This window comes from Nostoc sp., assembly GCF_036917195.1.
Classification (GTDB): Bacteria; Cyanobacteriota; Cyanobacteriia; order Cyanobacteriales; family Nostocaceae; genus Nostoc.
Window position 1 is genome coordinate 24,293 of the sequence record NZ_JBALDG010000052.1, and the last position, 17,558, is coordinate 41,850.

19 protein-coding genes and 1 tRNA gene are annotated in these 17,558 nt (G+C 38.9%); 12 read left to right on the top strand and 8 right to left on the bottom strand.

Annotated features, from left to right (window positions below):
* Positions 1 to 30 precede the first annotated feature (30 nt).
* A tRNA-His gene (locus V7K40_RS16640) sits at positions 31 to 103 on the bottom strand.
* Between the two features lie 124 nt (positions 104 to 227).
* Between V7K40_RS16640 and V7K40_RS16645 the strand changes: the two genes are divergently transcribed.
* From V7K40_RS16645 to cobA (V7K40_RS16655), 3 genes are all read left to right on the top strand, one after another.
* A complete protein-coding gene (locus V7K40_RS16645; protein ID WP_334961471.1) occupies positions 228 to 611 on the top strand; it encodes a DUF4359 domain-containing protein in 384 nt (127 codons plus the stop codon).
* 151 nt (positions 612 to 762) lie between these two features.
* Positions 763 to 1,530 (top strand): sirohydrochlorin chelatase, encoded by a 768-nt coding sequence (locus tag V7K40_RS16650; RefSeq protein WP_334961473.1) that lies wholly within the window; start codon positions 763 to 765, stop codon positions 1,528 to 1,530.
* Positions 1,527 to 2,306 carry a uroporphyrinogen-III C-methyltransferase gene (cobA, locus tag V7K40_RS16655; protein ID WP_334961475.1) on the top strand — a complete coding sequence of 260 codons (780 nt, stop codon included), beginning with the start codon at positions 1,527 to 1,529 and terminating at the stop codon, positions 2,304 to 2,306. Before V7K40_RS16650 ends, cobA (V7K40_RS16655) begins: the two co-directional genes overlap by 4 nt.
* Positions 2,307 to 2,382: 76 nt before the next feature.
* On the opposite strand, the gene V7K40_RS16660 is transcribed toward cobA (V7K40_RS16655), so the two are convergent.
* On the bottom strand, positions 2,383 to 3,003 hold the full coding sequence (locus tag V7K40_RS16660; RefSeq protein ID WP_334961477.1) for a hypothetical protein: 621 nt from the start codon (positions 3,001 to 3,003) through the stop codon (positions 2,383 to 2,385).
* 390 nt (positions 3,004 to 3,393) lie between these two features.
* Between V7K40_RS16660 and V7K40_RS16665 the strand changes: the two genes are divergently transcribed.
* The 3 genes from V7K40_RS16665 (at position 3,394) to V7K40_RS16675 (ending at position 6,558) form a co-directional block, all read left to right on the top strand.
* Complete coding sequence (locus V7K40_RS16665) at positions 3,394 to 4,350, top strand: homogentisate phytyltransferase (RefSeq protein WP_334961479.1); 957 nt, start codon at positions 3,394 to 3,396, stop codon at positions 4,348 to 4,350.
* A gap of 3 nt (positions 4,351 to 4,353) precedes the next feature.
* Positions 4,354 to 4,836: a tetratricopeptide repeat protein gene (locus tag V7K40_RS16670; RefSeq protein ID WP_334961481.1), complete on the top strand. Its 483-nt coding sequence runs from the start codon at positions 4,354 to 4,356 to the stop codon at positions 4,834 to 4,836.
* 696 nt (positions 4,837 to 5,532) lie between these two features.
* Entirely contained in the window at positions 5,533 to 6,558 is a 1,026-nt protein-coding gene (locus V7K40_RS16675) for a tetratricopeptide repeat protein (RefSeq protein ID WP_334961483.1), read from the top strand.
* A gap of 65 nt (positions 6,559 to 6,623) precedes the next feature.
* Here the strand turns inward: V7K40_RS16675 and V7K40_RS16680 are convergent, their stop codons facing one another.
* On the bottom strand, positions 6,624 to 7,067 hold the full coding sequence (locus V7K40_RS16680) for a DMT family transporter (RefSeq protein ID WP_334961485.1): 444 nt from the start codon (positions 7,065 to 7,067) through the stop codon (positions 6,624 to 6,626).
* Between the two features lie 630 nt (positions 7,068 to 7,697).
* Between V7K40_RS16680 and cobA (V7K40_RS16685) the strand changes: the two genes are divergently transcribed.
* The 3 genes from cobA (V7K40_RS16685) to V7K40_RS16695 all read left to right on the top strand — a co-directional run bounded on the left by cobA (V7K40_RS16685) (position 7,698) and on the right by V7K40_RS16695 (position 11,024).
* Positions 7,698 to 9,338 (top strand): uroporphyrinogen-III C-methyltransferase, encoded by a 1,641-nt coding sequence (gene cobA / locus V7K40_RS16685; protein ID WP_334961487.1) that lies wholly within the window; start codon positions 7,698 to 7,700, stop codon positions 9,336 to 9,338.
* A 13-nt stretch (positions 9,339 to 9,351) separates the two neighbouring features.
* Positions 9,352 to 9,948: a dephospho-CoA kinase gene (coaE, locus tag V7K40_RS16690; RefSeq protein ID WP_334961489.1), complete on the top strand. Its 597-nt coding sequence runs from the start codon at positions 9,352 to 9,354 to the stop codon at positions 9,946 to 9,948.
* Positions 9,949 to 10,718: 770 nt separating this feature from the next.
* Positions 10,719 to 11,024, top strand: coding sequence for a hypothetical protein (locus V7K40_RS16695; protein WP_334961491.1), 306 nt, complete (start codon positions 10,719 to 10,721; stop codon positions 11,022 to 11,024).
* Between the two features lie 193 nt (positions 11,025 to 11,217).
* Here V7K40_RS16695 and V7K40_RS16700 read toward each other — a convergent pair whose 3' ends face one another.
* Positions 11,218 to 11,583 carry a DOPA 4,5-dioxygenase family protein gene (locus V7K40_RS16700; RefSeq protein ID WP_334961493.1) on the bottom strand — a complete coding sequence of 122 codons (366 nt, stop codon included), beginning with the start codon at positions 11,581 to 11,583 and terminating at the stop codon, positions 11,218 to 11,220.
* Positions 11,584 to 11,819: 236 nt separating this feature from the next.
* Positions 11,820 to 12,353, bottom strand: coding sequence for a universal stress protein (locus tag V7K40_RS16705; RefSeq protein WP_334961535.1), 534 nt, complete (start codon positions 12,351 to 12,353; stop codon positions 11,820 to 11,822).
* A gap of 379 nt (positions 12,354 to 12,732) precedes the next feature.
* Between V7K40_RS16705 and V7K40_RS16710 the strand changes: the two genes are divergently transcribed.
* Entirely contained in the window at positions 12,733 to 12,981 is a 249-nt protein-coding gene (locus V7K40_RS16710; protein WP_334961495.1) for a helix-turn-helix transcriptional regulator, read from the top strand.
* Between the two features lie 44 nt (positions 12,982 to 13,025).
* A complete protein-coding gene (locus V7K40_RS16715) occupies positions 13,026 to 13,652 on the top strand; it encodes a BglII/BstYI family type II restriction endonuclease (RefSeq protein WP_334961537.1) in 627 nt (208 codons plus the stop codon).
* A gap of 11 nt (positions 13,653 to 13,663) precedes the next feature.
* Here the strand turns inward: V7K40_RS16715 and V7K40_RS16720 are convergent, their stop codons facing one another.
* Both V7K40_RS16720 and V7K40_RS16725 read right to left on the bottom strand, forming a co-directional pair.
* Positions 13,664 to 14,773, bottom strand: coding sequence for a DNA methyltransferase (locus V7K40_RS16720; protein ID WP_334961497.1), 1,110 nt, complete (start codon positions 14,771 to 14,773; stop codon positions 13,664 to 13,666).
* 183 nt (positions 14,774 to 14,956) lie between these two features.
* Positions 14,957 to 15,169 (bottom strand): hypothetical protein, encoded by a 213-nt coding sequence (locus V7K40_RS16725; RefSeq protein ID WP_334961499.1) that lies wholly within the window; start codon positions 15,167 to 15,169, stop codon positions 14,957 to 14,959.
* A gap of 119 nt (positions 15,170 to 15,288) precedes the next feature.
* Between V7K40_RS16725 and V7K40_RS16730 the strand changes: the two genes are divergently transcribed.
* Positions 15,289 to 15,531 carry a helix-turn-helix transcriptional regulator gene (locus V7K40_RS16730; RefSeq protein ID WP_334961501.1) on the top strand — a complete coding sequence of 81 codons (243 nt, stop codon included), beginning with the start codon at positions 15,289 to 15,291 and terminating at the stop codon, positions 15,529 to 15,531.
* A 198-nt stretch (positions 15,532 to 15,729) separates the two neighbouring features.
* Here V7K40_RS16730 and V7K40_RS16735 read toward each other — a convergent pair whose 3' ends face one another.
* Positions 15,730 to 17,463 (bottom strand): DUF262 domain-containing HNH endonuclease family protein, encoded by a 1,734-nt coding sequence (locus V7K40_RS16735; protein WP_334961503.1) that lies wholly within the window; start codon positions 17,461 to 17,463, stop codon positions 15,730 to 15,732.
* Between the last annotated feature and the right edge of the window lie 95 nt (positions 17,464 to 17,558).

The following is a 17,558-nucleotide window of genomic DNA, read 5'->3' on the forward strand; positions in this document are numbered from 1 at the left end:
TATACATAATATTAATATTAAATTATTTAGGGCGAACGATGGGACTCGAACCCACGAATGGTGGTACCACAAACCACTGCCTTAACCTCTTGGCTACGCTCGCCATTCAACAATTTGAATTATAGCAATTATTTGGCAAGCGATCAAGAGTTTTTGTTCAAGGAACGGACTCAGTTGATTTAGAGTCTCTGAAATCTAACGATTACAAGGAATTTTACTTGGCAAACATGAAACCCCTAACTATCATTGCATATACTGGAGCAGCAGCAGGACTCGCTGCATTGGGTGTGACAATGGCGAAGACTAATCCCAGTCAGGTTGAATATGAAGAATATGCAGTGCAACGGCTAACAGAATACTTAAAAACCGATGTATGCAAAAAAACCACGAATATTATCGAAAATTTAATCCGTTTTAATTGTGATAAGTTGGTTGATTCGGCTAACCCGCAAATCCAAGAAATTGTTGCCAGGACTACAGAAAGACAAAATTACATGATTTTTAGCATTTACCGTACAGATTTAAAAATAAATTCTTGGATGCCTTCTTACAAATTTGAAACGGTGGGAGCCTTTGATCAATTTTATACTTACACTGCTAAAGAAGAATAAGACAAGCAGGAGTGGGAGAATATAAAAGTGATTAATAATACTTGTATTTATTAATTGAGAATAGTTTCAATAATCACCAGAGTCCTTATAACCACCAGCTTAATATTAAGTAAAATATAAGAATTAGTAACTGAGAGTTTAAGCTTTGCCGATGTCATCTGCCTATCTGCTAGTATCTCACGGAAGTCGCGATCCGCGCCCAGAAATTGCTATGCAGCAACTAGCAAAGCTGGTATGCAACAAATTACCAAAAAACCACAACCTATCAAATAGTGAACATCTGGTTGGTATAGCTACTTTGGAAATGAGTTCTCAGCCTTTATCCGAGCAGATTCAACAATTTGCCAAGAGTGCTTTTTACGATGGCTGGGTTGGGCTACGCCTACGCAAACTATCTCAAAACGAGAATCGCCTGAAAATTGTACCGCTATTTCTGCTGCCAGGAGTGCATGTCATGACAGATATTCCAGCCGAAGTAGCACTAGCACAACAGGCTCTTGGTCAAGATATGATCATTGAGTTGCAACCATATTTAGGCTCTCACCCAGATTTAGAAAAATTACTGGCAAAGCAAATCGCTACTATAAAAGCACAAGCATGGATTTTGTTAACTCATGGTAGCCGTCGCCCCGATTCTGAAAAACCAGTCCAAGCAATAGCAGAAAGTTTGCCAGCTGTGGTTGCTTATTGGTCTGTACCTCCTAGTTTAGAATCACGAGTCAAAGAGTTGGTAGCTGCTGGTTATCGGGAAATTGCAATTTTGCCATACTTTTTATTCGCTGGTGGAATAACCGATGCGATCGCCGCCTCAATAGAGGAGCTAAAATTACAATTTTCTGCGGTGAATTTCCAATTGGCAGAGCCACTAGGAGCAAGTGCAGAATTAGCCGAGCTAATTTGGGATTTAATAGATAGATGAACCGCACAATGACAGAGAAAAGCAAGTATTTGGGAAAGGTTTATTTAGTAGGTGCGGGGCCAGGAGATCCAGGATTAATTACCTTGAAGGCGAAAGGTTTATTGGAATGTGCAGATGTAGTTATCTATGATGCCTTAGTGAGTCTGGCAATTCTAGCAATGATTAATCCCCAAGCAGAGCAAATTAATGCTGGTAAGCGTGCGGGGAGACATTCGTTGTTGCAGTCAGAAACAACCCAATTGCTGATTGATAAAGCGCAGGATAATGCAATTGTGGTGCGGCTAAAGGGTGGCGATCCGTTTATTTTTGGTCGCGGTGGCGAAGAGATGGAAGAATTAGTCAAAGCTGGAATATCAACGGAAGTTGTGCCAGGGATCACATCGGGGATTGCAGCCGCCACCTATGCAGGTATCCCTTTGACTCATCGGCTATATAGTTCATCAGTGACATTTGTTACTGGTCACGAAGCGGCAGGTAAATATAGACCGATAGTGAATTGGAGTGCGATCGCCCACGGTTCCGAAACGATTGTAATTTATATGGGAATTCACAATCTGCCTTATATTGTGGAACAATTAAGTGCAGCTGGGTTGAATTTAGAAACGCCCATTGCTTTGGTGCGCTGGGGTACACGCCCAGAACAAGAAGAATTGATTGGCACTTTAGAGACAATTGTCAAACAGGTAGAGCAAACTGGATTTGGTGCGCCTGCGATCGCAATCATTGGACAAGTAGTAAATATGCACAGTATTTTGTCTGGTTGTCGTCCAATTTGATGGTTGGCACAAAAAAAGAAAAATCAGAAGTGTAGAGAAAGCCCTTTAGATGGTAGGGGTTTTCTCTGCAATGTTTTTAACTTTCTCGAATCCAAAATGCCAATCCTCCTGCACGACCGCGAGCTGCAATGAAATCTTCCGTCTGTAAAAAGAAGCCGAAGAAGGGTAGTTTAGCTATGGGCAGGTTGTAGAAATCTTCTGTTTTAATTTTACCAAAACGGATTGGTCTGTTGTAAACGACACGACCAAACAGACTAATAAGCATGTAGTTAAAGTTAAACGCCAATAAATTTTTTTTACTGAAATATTGCACTGGTCCTGTAAGCTTCAATAAAAGTGGGCCATATTCAACCTGATTAACAATTTCGCCTCTGCCTGAATCCTGTTCCAAAGTGGTATTAAAGGAAACATGGATTGTTATAAACTTGGGTACATAGAAACCCTTGCCTAATACAATTCCCCCGCGCTCTCTAACTTTATTAGTGCCAGTGACAAAGCAAAGTTGCCATTTACCTAAAAGAGACTCAAACGGATAAGTTAACCGTTGCTGCTTGGCAGATTTTTCTGCTTGTAGCAACGCATTTACTAATATTTCAGGATTAGGACGTGTGCCTTTGTGTTCTCGATACGCAGCCGCAGCCTCGGATAGCACGGTCACAAAGTTAAATATCGCTGTAGATGTCAAATCAGCGGTCATGAAGGCGCTCTGGATTTAAGTATTTCTTTGCTTTTCTGATAGATTGTAGCGTTATAGAGAGTAGGGAAGAGGTCTTTTGATGGTTGGTTGTGAGATTTTTTCAAGATTGAGTGTTTTCATGAGCTAGATTGATTCTCTTGTAGGGGACTGACAAAAATTAAATTACTTAATTCCTGTAATCCGATACGACTATCCGATTTATTCTCCCCCTGCTTACCAAAACGATTGATTATTTTTTTATTCGGAAGAGCGCTAAAGTGGGCTGCACCAACGGCGGTAGCCATCCCTCCCCGATGAAAATACAGTGTGTCTAGACCTTTAGCTCTTGTTAATGACCAAATTCTGTGACAATGGTTAACAATAAGCCGGAATACTGAATCTAAGCTACTCATGAGCCAGAGTTATCAAAACAGCCCTTTGCCAGACAAACCCGTTCAATCATATTTCCATTGGTTATACGCTTTCTGGAAATTCTCTCGCCCTCACACGATTATTGGTACAAGTCTGAGTGTGTTGGGTTTGTATTTAATAGCCATTGCTGTTTCCTCGACTGGATTTTCCGGTATTCCACTGAGTCGGGTTTTGGGTGCGTGGATTGCTTGTCTGTGTGGCAATGTCTACATTGTGGGGCTGAATCAATTAGAAGATGTTGATATTGACAAGATTAATAAGCCTCATTTACCGTTGGCATCAGGTGAGTTTTCTCAACAGACGGGGCAATTAATTGTCGCTTTGACTGGGATTTTGGCGCTAGTTGTGGCGTGGCTAACTGGGCCATTCTTATTGGGCATGGTAGCAATTAGTTTGACCATTGGTACTGCTTATTCTTTACCGCCAATTCGCTTGAAACAGTTTCCATTTTGGGCAGCGCTGTGTATTTTTTCGGTGCGCGGCATGATTGTTAATTTAGGATTGTATTTGCACTATAGTTGGGCGCTGAAACAAAGCCAAGGAATTCCGCCTGTGGTGTGGGTGCTGACGTTATTTATCTTGGTGTTTACCTTTGCGATCGCTATCTTTAAAGATATTCCAGATATGGAAGGCGATCGCCTCTATAATATCTCTACTTTCACTATCGAACTCGGTTCGCAAGCTGTGTTTAATCTGGCTCTTTGGGTGATAACTGTCTGCTATTTGGGGATAATTATAGTTGGTGTGCTACATGTTGCCTCAGTTAACCCGATATTTCTGGTAATTGCCCATTTAGCGCTGCTAGTTTGGATGTGGTTGCGGAGTTTGACAGTAGACTTACAAGATAAAAGTGCGATCGCTCAATTTTATCAATTTATTTGGAAACTATTTTTTATCGAATATCTAATTTTTCCTCTCGCCTGCCTTTTGGCTTAAACAATGTTAGAAACCTTTCCCACTAGTTCTATTATCCCTGCTCTTGTAGTTGTTCTCAGTCTATCAATTCTTGGCTATTTCGCTTGGAAAACTTTGATTACCTCAGACTTGTTTCAAAAAGGAATCAATCTTACTCAAGTAAAAGATTACCAAGGTGCAGAAGCAGCATTTCGCAAAGTGATTTCCCTCAACTCTACTAATGATGTAGTGCGCTTGTTTTTGGGAGATGTTTTAAACCAGCAAGGTCAAGTAGAGGAAGCAACAGAATTATTCCGAGAAGTGATTCGCCGCAGTCCGAAAAATCCTGATGCTTACTTGCGTCTGGCGAATATTCTCATGCAGCAAGAGCGAGAAGAGGAAGCCAAAACGAACCTGCTACAAGCTAAAAATTTATTGCAAAAACAACGTCAACCGGAAAAGGCTAAAAAAATCACTCAACTGTTAGATAAAATGAGTACTAAATCAAGTCAATCTGAAGTTGAGTGAAAACAAACTATTGATCAAACTTCAGATTGACTACTTTTACGCCCTTATACGTCAACTCCCCAAGTTATTGCCAAATCTATACTAACTACTGCAATCCAAACAAGAGTGTTAAACTTGTAGCTAAAATGTTGTTAAGTATAAAAAACCACATGTGTAATTAGACAATTGAGATTCTGTCTCAGCTTCATGAGGTCTAGCAGGTTTATTAATCAATCGTCTGAAACTTTTACGAGTGGATTTTAACATTAGTTCTAAAATCAACACAATATTTATAATTCAAGATTATATAATTTTTATATAAATAAAAATTATTGTGTTTATTGCTCATTTGTGGTAAGAATAAGGAGTTATTTGAAATAGTGATTCATCATCTAATCCCTGACTTTCTCAAGTTGGCATAATGAAGGACAGTATTTTTGAATTTTTTACTTTTAAAAATCCAGGACTTACACAAGAACTCTCTGAAACTCTTATTCCTTTGTGTCCTTTGCGTTCTTCTCTGCGAGACGCTGCGCGATTGCGGTTCGTTTTATCATGATTTTGCGTAAGTCCTGAAATCTTTAAATTATATAATATTAATATAAAAATTAAGAAAAAAAGTTTTTGCTATATCTAAATAGTTGAATAAAGTATGTAAAAATAGGAAATTATATTCAGTTCCAGTTACTTGTAAACTCAGTAATTAAAGTAACAAAAATGCTGAAAAGCAAGAATATACTAACAGTAGCTATTATCTGCTTGTGTTTGAACAATGCTAATACTGCCTTTGGTAAAGATGTTGGCGTTGTTTTATCAAAAATTAGCGGCTCAAATCAAACAGCAGTTCCTCAGAAAAAAAACGCAGTTGCTAACTTTGAGCAAGGAACCAATCTCTACAAGCAAGGAGATTTAAAAGGAGCAGAAGCGGCTTTTCGCAAAGCAATTGAACAAGAACCCAACTTTGCACAAGCTTATATTGCTTTGGCAAATACTCTTAACGATCAAGGTAAACCACAACAAGCGATCGCACAATACAATAAAGTTATCAGCTTCGATCCTAAAGACTCTGGAGCCTACTTTAATTTGGGTTTGACTTTAGCAAAACTGAATCAGTTAGAAGCTGCGATCGCCCAATATAAGAAAGCCCTCAGTCTTGATCCCAACTATGCAGACGCTCACTATAACTTAGGAAATGCTCTCTACGCTCAAGGAAAGCCAGCAGAAGCAGTTGCCGAATATACAGCAGCCATCCGCCTCGATCCAAAAAATCCAGCAGGTTATAATGCCTTGGGAAATACTCTGTACGCTCAAGGCAACCTAGAAGAAGCGATCGCCCAGTATAAACAAGCCATTAGCTTCGATCCCAACTATGTAGACGCTCACTATAATTTAGCAAGTGCTTTTTACGCCCAAGGCAAGCTAACAGAGGCAATCGCCGACTATACCGAAGCGATTCGCCTTGATCCGAAACATGCACAGGCTCACACGGGTTTGGCAAATGCGATGGACGATCAAGGGAAATCAGAAGAAGCGATCGCACATTACAAAAAAGCCATTAGCCTGGTACCCAACGATGCATACACTTACTATAATTTGGGAATCACTTTGGGAAGGGAACAACAGCTAGAAGAAGCGATCGTTAATCTCAAAAAAGCCAAAGAGTTATTCCAAGCTGAGGAAAACAAGGAAATGGTTGAGCAAGTTGATCAGCTAATCCAAAAAATTAATACCCGAACGAATTGAATAAAGGGCATTATCCATAGCTATCGATGTAGGCATTACTTAAAGATTACTGGTTGACGACCACCTTAAGTTCGTTGCACAAAGACCACACCAGTGATTAACAAAATTACTCCAACAACTCGCCAGAGACTCAGTGGGTGTACAGGAAAACCAACTAAACCAAAATGATCCAAAGTGATTGCCGCCAGCATTTGTCCCAGTATGATTAGTCCAATCATGGTGGCAGCACCCAATAAGGGAGCCAAGACGATTGTTGCGGTTAAATATATCACACCAAGGAGTCCTCCTAACCATAAATACCAGGGAATCTGAATTAATCGTCCCAATGCAGGTAATGAGAGATGTGACATGACAGTAAACAGTAACAATGCCACTGTTCCAAATGAAAAGGATACTGTCGCTGCAAGTAGTGGATGTCCAAACTGTTTAGCTAATTGAGCATTAATTCCAGCTTGAGTGGGCAGCAGCATCCCTGCAAGCAACGCAAATACTAAAAACAGCAACTGCATCGTCTTAATTCCTCATACCTGGTTGATTCAACCCAGCGTTAACAGCATTGACTTGCGCTAATCCTGCCAATCAATTTTAGCTTGCTCGTGAGCGATCGCTGTGAAAGAATGATCGCGTGGTCACTACATCCCTGAAGAGCACCCTGACTATCTGGTAGAGCAAATTATTTCCTTCTTTGGAGAGGAAAAGCCATGAACACTGAAACATTTTGAACCTAATAACCGTGATCCGAAAGGACTATTGAAATGAGATATGGTATCTGGACGCAGAGGTTCGACAAGTCGAACCTCTAACTTTTCACGGGATGTAAAAATCCGGGTAAAGTTTGCGATATATTAAACGCGAACTTAATCGGATAACAAAAAACCTATTAGCGATCCTTGACTGTCTAATCAGTATTTAAGGGTTTGAGACTCAAGCACAGTGCGAAGTTCTTGATAGGCATCGCCGTTGAGAAAAAACTTTTTGGTTTACTGTTAACAGAGTTCTAAGCCTGATTAATGAGTATCAAAGATTCATTAAACTATGCCGTCACACCAAGTTGTATTCTAAAACATATCTCTTCTGCCCCCATGCCCTATTTGGCCAATGCCTAATGCCCAATGACAAATGACAAATGACAAATGACTATGACTCAAGAAAGGGGCAAAGTTTACCTCGTAGGTGCTGGGCCTGGGGATGTGGCATACCTGACGGTAAAAGCTTACAATCTCTTAGCTGCTGCTCAGGTTTTAGTCTACGATGCCTTAGTAGATGCTCAATTATTGCAGTGCGTACCACCTGATTGCTTGAAGTTGGATGTCGGCAAACGCGGTGGTAAACCCAGTACAACCCAAGCACAGATTAACAAGTTACTGGTAATTCATTGCCAGCAAGGAAAACAAGTTGTCCGGCTCAAATCAGGCGATCCGTTGATTTTTGGGCGTTGCACTTCCGAAATTGAAGCCTTGAAAGCATCTGGTTGTAATTTTGAACTAGTACCAGGAATTTCCTCAGCCCTTGCAGCACCTTTGTTAGCAGGAATTCCCCTTACAGATCCGGTGTTGAGTCGCACTTTTGCAGTGCTTACAGCTCATGAACCAGAGGTTTTAGACTGGGAGGCACTCTCACGCTTAGAGACACTGGTAATTTTGATGGGAGGGCAACATCTGCCAGAGATTGTCCATCAACTGGTGCGACATGGGCGATCGCACTTAACACCCATCGCCATCATCCGTTGGGCAGGAACTCCTCGTCAACAAATTTGGACGGCGCAACTGGGTAATATTCTGGAACAAACCACCGAATTATCCCTTTCCCCGGCAGTAATTGTTATTGGCGAAGTTGTTGGGCTACGCAAGTACTTACAACCTGAGAATATATATTTAGACGAAATTATTAGGCAGGAGCCTGGAGAAACGCATTCCCAGCTTCTGCCTGGGAACGAGAGTACTCCCACACCCCAACCTATGTTAAGTAACTTCCCCCCCTCATCTCCTCTTCCCCTGACTGGCAAAACAATTCTGGTGACACGTTCAGTAGGACAGTCGAGCCAATTTAGCGATCGCCTGATTGCATCAGGTGCAACAGTGATCGAAATGCCTACCTTAGAAATCGGCCCGCCCTCCAGTTGGGAAGCTTTGGATGATGCGATCGCTCATTTATCTGACTTCGACTGGTTAATTCTCACTTCTACCAATGGCATAGACTACTTTTTTGCAAGGCTAATCGCCCAAGGTAAAGATACCCGTGCCTTAGCAGGCGTCAAAATTGCCGTTGTTGGCGAGAAAACAGCCCATAGTCTCAAACAACACTCTCTCCAACCAGATTTTATTCCCCCCAACTTTATTGCCGATTCTTTAGTGGAAAATTTCCCAGAGAAACTGGATGGTAAAAAGGTTTTATTTCCCAGAGTTGAAAGCGGCGGAAGAGAAGTCTTGGTTAAGGAATTAACTCTTAAGGGAGCAAAGGTGATAGAAGTTGCCGCATATCAATCTTGTTGTCCTAGTGGGATTCCACCTGAAGCAGAGTTAGCTCTCCAAAACCGCAAGGTAGATGTGATTACCTTTGCCAGTTCTAAAACTGTACAATTTTTCTGTCAACTTACTAACAACATATTTTCCAGCAACTCTGATACTAGTCAATTTTTAGAAGGAGTTTCTATTGCCTCTATCGGCCCGCAAACCTCTAAAACTTGTCATGTTTTATTCGGACGCGTGGATATAGAAGCTGAAGAATATACTTTAGATGGTTTAACCCAAGCAATGATAACATGGGCGACAAATTCTTAGTATTAAATGACTAATGTCTAAACGTATAATCGGCTTAACCGGAGGTATTGCCACAGGCAAAACCACTGTCACCAATTATTTAGCTAACGTTTATAACCTGCCGATTTTGGATGCAGATATTTATGCTAGAGAGGCAGTATCTTTAGGTTCGCCTATTCTTGGTGCGATCGCTCAACGTTACGGCGAACAAATTTTACTACCAGATGGCAGCCTCAACCGCCAAAAGCTAGGCGAAATTATCTTTAATCGTCAAGATGAACGCAATTGGGTAGATAATTTGATTCATCCAGATGTGCGCGATCGCTTCCTCAAAGCAATTGCCCAATCTTCCTCACAAACACTGGTGTTAGTAGTGCCTCTATTATTTGAAGCTGGGATGACTGATTTGGTTACAGAAATCTGGGTAGTGTGTTGTTCCCAAGAGCAACAACTACAAAGATTGATACAACGAAATCATTTAAATAGAGAACAGGCACGAGCCAGGATCAACAGCCAATTATCTATCGAAGAAAAAGTGGCTCATGCAGATGTCGTTTTAGATAACTCCTCCACCCTAGAAGTACTACTGAAGCAGATAGATGTAGCCAGAAAAACCACAAGTAGGGACTAGATCGTATTTATCTTAAAAAATATACCTACACGACATTATAAAAACATAAAAGGTTTAGAAATTGAATATTATCTAGTTCAGTAAAAAATACTCATATCTTACCCTATTTTGTCCAATAATTCGGTGATTTTACAGTTGAAGCTGCGGTTTATGGTACTGTAAATTTAAGTAGTTAGTCAACAAATAGGTGCTATACACCTCTGATATTTTACAGGATAATATGATTGGCATGATGCTCATAATTAAAGTGAATCAAGTAATCAATAGTATTATCAATAGTTAATTTTTATCTGATATATGCGACATTTTCAAGAACCTCAAAGATTGATTGGGCAAAATCTATCATTTGGAAAAAATTAAAGAGTAATAAATTAAAATTAATATTTAATAAAAGTTAATTTTAAATTAGTTAATCCTCTTTTAAAATTGTTTTATAAGTACTTTATCAAAGAACTGCTGATTATAGGTGTAGACATTTAATTAGACATTGGGTGATTCATTGGCTTTACCAGATGTCAATGCGGTTGATTCCTAACTAGTACACTGTGGCGTCAGTTTGCCTACAAGACTTGGGGCAAAATCCCTTGTTAAGCCCCAAGTCTTGTTAATTGAAATAGTAGGTAGATTTACGCGCCCGCTGTACTAGATTGTCCACCTGTTCGATTCTGGATTGGTGATTGAAAGGAATTGAGATTCACTTAGAGTCCAGAACTCTTCGTTATAGATTTCTTCTTTGGGAAAACTCACTTATGTCTTTGCTCAGGACAAGTATGAACTTAAGTTTTAGTTTTTTAAGTAAGTTAACCCTAGTTAGCTTTCCAGCAAACGAATTAAAAAAGAAGAATAGAATACACGATTACAGCCAACAAGTTTGGGGAAGCGACTACGTATTTGAGCGCCTCAATGAAGGAATGATCGGGTACATGAGTGGAGTCGGGAAAGGCATCAAACCCCGCGATCGCATTGTTTTACGACAAGACTATGAATCTTATCAATATCAAGTTGAAGAAATTGATTACTACTCTGAGCCATGTGATATGTGGATAGCTTTACTCAAGCAAGTACTGGTTGAGTAAATGTTAAAGTAAACCAGATGTTTCAATTCGATTCTTGTGATACTTGCGGCAAGCCGCTAAAAGCGTCTACGCATAGGCTGAAACCTTTATTTATCAAGATATTGAACTTTCTCAATTTCACATAATTAGTCACAAGAGAAAAAGTTTTCTGCCCTAGACCAGAACTGTTACCCCATAAATTAGGCTACTTCCCTTAATTGGATAAAGTCGAACTAAGCTGTTGAAGAAACTTAATATTCAAATCTAGCTTTTCTCCTAACCATAGGGAATGAACCGCGTGGTCTGCTACAGCATCGCCTGTGTCAGGGTGGACGAGAATATTCAATCCTTCACGATTGAGCATTAACCAAGGAACGACTTTATCAAACTGATTCGGTAAGAAAGCAACTTGATACATTCCTTTTGGGTGAGGCCCAATAGGCTTGTCAAACCAGCGTCCGAGTTGCACATCAAACCTAGCGCCCAATCCTTCACGTACACGCGCAGCTACATCGCGACTCGCGGTATCGAAGTAAACATGAGCATGAAAACCAGTGATCTCGATAGTATCTTCTTTCATAGATCCGCTTTTCGCTCTCAACTCTAATTTTGGGTAGCGGACTTTTTCTTTCTCACTGAAAAAGCGATGTCTACGACGGGCTACGCCTACGCTTAATTTTAGCCTAATACCGTACTGTTAAGGATCGTTTGTGGAGATTGACTCTACAGAGGTCATCGATTCAGGTAAGTAGGTAGGCGAGAATAAACCAAATTCAGAATTTGGTTCGCTAAGATTTATACAATGTTAGTAGTTAGTTAACCCTGAAAGTTGCTTGAAGTTTTTTTTATAATTTCATCTGTTATCGGAGTAGCTGAAAGATGCACAACATGCACTGAACAAGCAGCATGGTGAAGAACGTAGTTACTCACACTACCGAGAAATAGTTCCATCAGCCCAGAACGACCCCGACGCCCCATGACAATTAGGTCAGCACCATAACTATGGGCTAAATCACAGATGATGCGACCAGGATTACCAATATTTTGTGTAAATTCCGTAGTTACACCTGCTGTGCTAGCTTCGGTAGAGAAAGATTGCAGCATCTGGATTCCTTGATCTTTAAAGGTATCCCACTGCTTTTGGTATAACTCAAAGTTTTGACTGCTCAATCCCGGATAATAGTCTAAATTAGACAGCATATGCCCGTAAGGACTACCGTCTTCTTCGGGAGATAAGACATGCAGTAACATTAAACTAGCTTGTGTTAACTTTGCTAAACCCAACGCCTTCTCAAAAACTTGTTGCCCTATTTCTGAGCGATCTAATGCAACTAGAATCTTTTTAAATATCATATAGACCTCCGATTTCATTAGTAATTAGTCTTTACGGTTTCGGGTTTCCAGATGCTGGATTGTCAAAAATGACCAAACCCTCAACTATGTTTAGCAACTTTGGAATTTTAAATTTCTTAAAGGTTTTCGCCCCATATTTATATATACAGCAAAACAATTTGAGGAACTTGTGAAAAAAGTAAAGATTTATCTTTGATTATCAGGGAGCATCCCGTTTTGGAAGAAACATCTTTGGGGCCTGAGCCTAAATTCCCTTCAGCAAAAACCTATTTTGGGTTTATCCCATATTAGGTTTTAGAATTTAACAGAGTTCAGCAATATATACTAACTCTCATGGAGATCGAATAAACCATCGCCAGAAAAAAGGCAAGCTAAAGTGCCTAAATCAGTTTTCAGCGAAGAGTACAATCGGTTTCGCCAGCTACTTATCGAGGCCCGCAAAGCTGCCAAGCTTACTCAAGCAGAGTTGTCAGCAAAGCTAGAGCTTCCGCAATCCTATGTATCAAAGTATGAACGTGGAGAGCGTCGGCTTGACTTGATTGAATTTTTACAAGTTGCCGAAGTCCTTGAAATAGATCCGCTGGCTTTTATCAAAGAACTGCTGAAATCCCAAAAGGAGACGTAACAATTATTATTCAATATGTTGACTTTAACGCAGCAGATACAATCATTAATAGCCAATACCAGAACGAATGGCATGAGATTAGTACTATTCTCACTAGAATGCCTTTGCACATCAAGGCTTCAGATCAAGCTGGAATTCAGGGTAATGCAATATTCGATCCAGTAGGTACGAACGAATACATTAAAGCTGCCTTTATTCATGATGGTTGGCAATCAAATATACCTATTCCAGCACCTTATAGATTTTTAGGTACAGACGTTGATTTTGCTAAAACTGGCATCATTATTGAAATTCAATTTTCTAACTATCCCTTCTTACTCAATAATACTTTGCGCTCAGAATTGTTCTTCAAAGCTAAAACTGAATTTGTTGGATACCCGACTAATTTGGTAATTATGGTGACAAAGGCTCTGATGTTTCCTGCTTCCAATAGCACTCTTTATTACGAGCAAGCTGTTAATCAGTTAACAGCTTTGGCTACAAACAAAGTTTTTGATATACCAATCAGACTGGTTGGGTTATTTGAACAACAAAATACAATAGTGCCCATTATCTGGACTGAGTATTTATTTAAAAGATATTCTAGAACTGTGAATACTAGAGTTAGTCGTGAATGCCAAATCATTGCTGGGCGTTCAGCCCGTAGTCGTTGTCTGCTTCGCTTATTGTAATAATTAATATATTAACTCCATAATCTCAATTCAATTTGTTCTACTTCTTCTACTTGCTTTACTATTGAATTTTGCAAAGAGGTCTTTTGACCATTGCCATTAAGCTTTGGATCTACTGGAATTTCTTCACCTCTTAGATTAGCTGCAAAAGCAGATTCTTCATAGATTAATCTATCTTCCATTTCTTGCAAGTGATACTCTTCTGGATAAATTTTTGCTTTGCTGCGTTCTGAAGCTTTATTTCCTACTTGCAGATCAAAATTGAATTTATCAATAGATTGACCAGTTTTTTCAACGTAATCGCGCAATGTTTTTAAATTTGGAAAACAACCATTTTTATCTGGATTGCCACTGAGACGACGCAACGCAACTTGATGATATTTTGGTTCAATTTCTGACCCGATAAAATGGCGTTCATGATCTCTAGCAACCACTGCCGCAGTCCCAGATCCCATAAATGGATCTAAAACAACATCATTTTTGTTGGTTGTAGCTAAGATAATTCTAGCTACCAAGTCTTCTGGAAATTGGCAGGGATGTATAGTTTGTTCTTCATGATTGTGTTTCACATTCCGAAATAGCCAAATATCACCAGGATTTTTACCTTCTGGATTACACGAAAGTTCACCCTTCCGATTTCCTTGATAATGTTTCTTATTTTGATACTTTTGCGGAACTCTAATAGCATCTAGATTGAATTTATAGTTATCCGATTTAGTAAACCAAAGAATAGTTTCATGTCTACAAGAAAACTTTTTTTGGGCATGAAGACCATGTTGCCTAGCCCATATAATTCGGTTGCGAGGAATTAATCTGCATAACTCTAAAATCGGAAAAAAGCGAATATCCAAAGGAATCAGCATTCCTCGGTCAGAAAAAGCACCAACTTGCCAAAATAGCGAACCTGTATTTTTGAGAATTCGGCTACATTCAAGCAGCACGGCTGTTTGTTCTGCCAAATAAATCTGAAGAGCCTGTCTTGATTCGTATTCTTTGCCTAGATTATAGGGTGGAGAGGATACAATTAAGTCAACACATTCATCTGGCAGATTACTGAGCAGTTGTAAACTATCTTCTAAGAGAATCTGGTCTAAGGGTAGATTCTCTCTATTAGTCTTCATTACGATACCTACCTTGGAAGTAATACTAGACTTTTGTCATCATAACCTATTTTAGGTTATATACCAATTATTGAGATAAATATCAATAGTAAGTAGAGTATAATACCCTACTTACTTTAATGATCTATCTTGCTGGCGTAGGCGTACCCAAAGGCGATCGCAACACAATTATAGATACAATTATTAGTCTGTTGGAACGCTTCGGGTTAAAATTTTCATCACTTTGCCTGGTTCAGAAGCAGCTAAAAGTGGACTCCACTCGCTAATCTGTGCAAAACCCATTCTATAGAGTGTGTGAATGGTATTGGTGACAGTCTGGCGCGAACCAATGACAAGGAAACTAACAGGTTCTCTGTCTGAATCTGGTTGCATGGAAGATAAAGAGTTTTTGTTCATTTGAGTTGACCTCAATTGTTACTAAAATTATGTTTGTAGTTACAAACATAACTAGTTTACCATCTTGTTCGTAATTACAAACATTTACTTGGTTATAAGCCTCTGACAAAATCGGAGGTATGGGAAAAGCAGGAAAAGCCCTCAAACGGGTACTAGAAATTTATGGCATCACCCAAAATCGATTGGCTGTAGTTATGGGAGTCAATCGTTCTAGTGTTTTTGGGTGGGTGAATGAGGTTGCAGATCCACCAGGCGATACAGTAGTGAAAATTCGCAAGGCACTAGAGGAAATTGAGCCTGTTGCGGCTGAGGAGTTTGTCAAGCTGTTCTGGCGAGATTTAGAAAAGGATGAGGAACAGTAGTGAGTGAAGGATAGTAAATATCAAGTTCTATTTTATTGAATGATAAGAAAGAGGCGATCGCTTCATTAAGTTGCTTGATTGCTGCTTTTTGATTTATTCCTTGTCCGACTATTCCATTGTCTAGGCATAAAGCAACCTAGTAACCTGCACTCTTTTACAAAACTGTTGTGTATAAGTCCATAAATATACCAACTTTTTTTATCGAGGCCACACTTTAATAGCTATATTAGCTAAATATTCAGCACGACTTTTGATTTCTTCTTCATTCCAAACATCTACCTTTCGGAAATACTGATTCAAAGTCACATTACTAGCTCTTAAAATTTTCAATTTTTCTTCAAAGGATTTATTAGACAATTCAGAGTTATATTGTGTTAGCGTGAGATTACCTATAGTGTGAAGCCATTCCTTATGCGCCTTGTTATAATCTGCGCCTAACATTTCTTGCCACTCTTTACGTAAAGGGGACTTTTGGGGCATAATATGCTCAAGGCTCATAGGCAGAGTATCAACACGCTCCTTACTCAAAGATTGTTCTATACTTTCTAATAAAAACTTCACACGTTCATTTGCTGCCGAGCTTTTATTATTATATAAAGGTTCATTGATGATATGCTGAGAGAATAAATTGTCATCAGGAAATACTTGAGTTTTCTCAAAGCTGATTAGAACTTGGCGTAATCCATTTACTAAATCTTCAGGATTTTTTTGCTTTACTTGCTTATAAAGATTGTTAAAGGTTGTGCCTAAAGCTCTAGTAGGAATCCCGACAATCCAACGGCGTACAAAATAAGATTCTAAATATCGCAGGATTTTCTCAAAATCTTGAATAGATAAGCGTTGTGATTCATATTCATAATAAATATTCAGGAGAAATATATGACAAGTAGTAAAATCCAATTTTTTTAAACGCTGAAACCAATACTTTAGTTTTGGTTCTTGTTCTTCCTCATCAAAATTAAGACGTAGATAGTAATTAGTAAATTTTATAAGGTTATGTAACTCAGCCTTGATACCTAATTCAGGTTTTTCAAAGCGTTTAGCCGATTCATCAAAACGTTGTTTAATTGATTTATAAACGGCTTTTTCATTAACTGCCTCTCCATCTTTACGCAGATAAAACCAAAATGCCTTAGTTAGTTCTTCTGCATATTCCTTTTGCTTCATGTTTAACTTAAAACTTTCTTGAAGAGGCAACCATTCGTTGTTGTAAACTTCATCCCTTTCTTCAGAAGGTAACTTCATAAATATATAGTTACGAACTAAGTCTGCCTGGGTTAATTCTTCTCCTTTGTTATTTAAGCTTTCAAAAATAAGATATGGGTTATCGTTGTTATCAGAAGTAATATTTACTAATACTAAACGTTCTAAAATAATATTTTTAAATTTTGTAAAGTCTAATAAAACATCCTCATCTACAAAAGGCTTTTTCAACTTGCCATCAAAAAATTTATAAGCTTCATGTATTGCTCCTGATTGTGATTCTTTATTTTTAGCCTTAGGTGTCTTATTGTCGATAATGCTTTTATATGCGTCACAGTCATCCTGAGTAGGCAGCACTTTATAAAAATCATCATTTTTTTGATACTTGTTTATTAAAAAAAATTCATGTATCTGTTCTGCTATTTGTTTGTCAGACTTCTTGAGATAATTTCTTAATGCCGCCAAGAGAATACTAAGGGTTGTAAAACGTTGTTGTCCGTCTATAACAATATATCGACTTATACCGTCAGCGGTTCCCAGTTCAGCTTGGGTTACTATAGGCCCAAGAAAATAAAAGCCTTTTTCATCATCATTATAGAGACTTATCAAATCTTCCCACAGAGTCTCCCAGTTCTCCTTTTTCCAAGAGTATGGTCGCTGAAAAAGAGGTATTTGAAACTGTTTACCACCTTCTAGTAAGTTACGGAGACTTGTTTCTGATGCTTTCATAGTTGTTATTTGCTTTATGTATCATATACGATAATAACTAAATTTTTGTATTACTAAAGACTTACGTGTGATTGATTTGCATTAAAAAGCCCGCA

Excerpts from the sequence above, each read along its gene's own strand:
- V7K40_RS16645 (WP_334961471.1), top strand. The coding sequence starts at position 228 with ATGAAACCCCTAACTATCATTGCATATACTGGAGCAGCAGCAGGACTC.
- V7K40_RS16650 (WP_334961473.1), top strand. The coding sequence starts at position 763 with ATGTCATCTGCCTATCTGCTAGTATCTCACGGAAGTCGCGATCCGCGC.
- cobA (WP_334961475.1), top strand. The coding sequence starts at position 1,527 with ATGAACCGCACAATGACAGAGAAAAGCAAGTATTTGGGAAAGGTTTAT.
- V7K40_RS16660 (WP_334961477.1), bottom strand. The coding sequence starts at position 3,003 with ATGACCGCTGATTTGACATCTACAGCGATATTTAACTTTGTGACCGTG.
- V7K40_RS16665 (WP_334961479.1), top strand. The coding sequence starts at position 3,394 with ATGAGCCAGAGTTATCAAAACAGCCCTTTGCCAGACAAACCCGTTCAA.
- V7K40_RS16670 (WP_334961481.1), top strand. The coding sequence starts at position 4,354 with ATGTTAGAAACCTTTCCCACTAGTTCTATTATCCCTGCTCTTGTAGTT.
- V7K40_RS16675 (WP_334961483.1), top strand. The coding sequence starts at position 5,533 with ATGCTGAAAAGCAAGAATATACTAACAGTAGCTATTATCTGCTTGTGT.
- V7K40_RS16680 (WP_334961485.1), bottom strand. The coding sequence starts at position 7,067 with ATGCAGTTGCTGTTTTTAGTATTTGCGTTGCTTGCAGGGATGCTGCTG.
- cobA (WP_334961487.1), top strand. The coding sequence starts at position 7,698 with ATGACTCAAGAAAGGGGCAAAGTTTACCTCGTAGGTGCTGGGCCTGGG.
- coaE (WP_334961489.1), top strand. The coding sequence starts at position 9,352 with ATGTCTAAACGTATAATCGGCTTAACCGGAGGTATTGCCACAGGCAAA.
- V7K40_RS16695 (WP_334961491.1), top strand. The coding sequence starts at position 10,719 with ATGAACTTAAGTTTTAGTTTTTTAAGTAAGTTAACCCTAGTTAGCTTT.
- V7K40_RS16700 (WP_334961493.1), bottom strand. The coding sequence starts at position 11,583 with ATGAAAGAAGATACTATCGAGATCACTGGTTTTCATGCTCATGTTTAC.
- V7K40_RS16720 (WP_334961497.1), bottom strand. The coding sequence starts at position 14,773 with ATGAAGACTAATAGAGAGAATCTACCCTTAGACCAGATTCTCTTAGAA.
- V7K40_RS16725 (WP_334961499.1), bottom strand. The coding sequence starts at position 15,169 with ATGAACAAAAACTCTTTATCTTCCATGCAACCAGATTCAGACAGAGAA.
- V7K40_RS16730 (WP_334961501.1), top strand. The coding sequence starts at position 15,289 with ATGGGAAAAGCAGGAAAAGCCCTCAAACGGGTACTAGAAATTTATGGC.
- V7K40_RS16735 (WP_334961503.1), bottom strand. The coding sequence starts at position 17,463 with ATGAAAGCATCAGAAACAAGTCTCCGTAACTTACTAGAAGGTGGTAAA.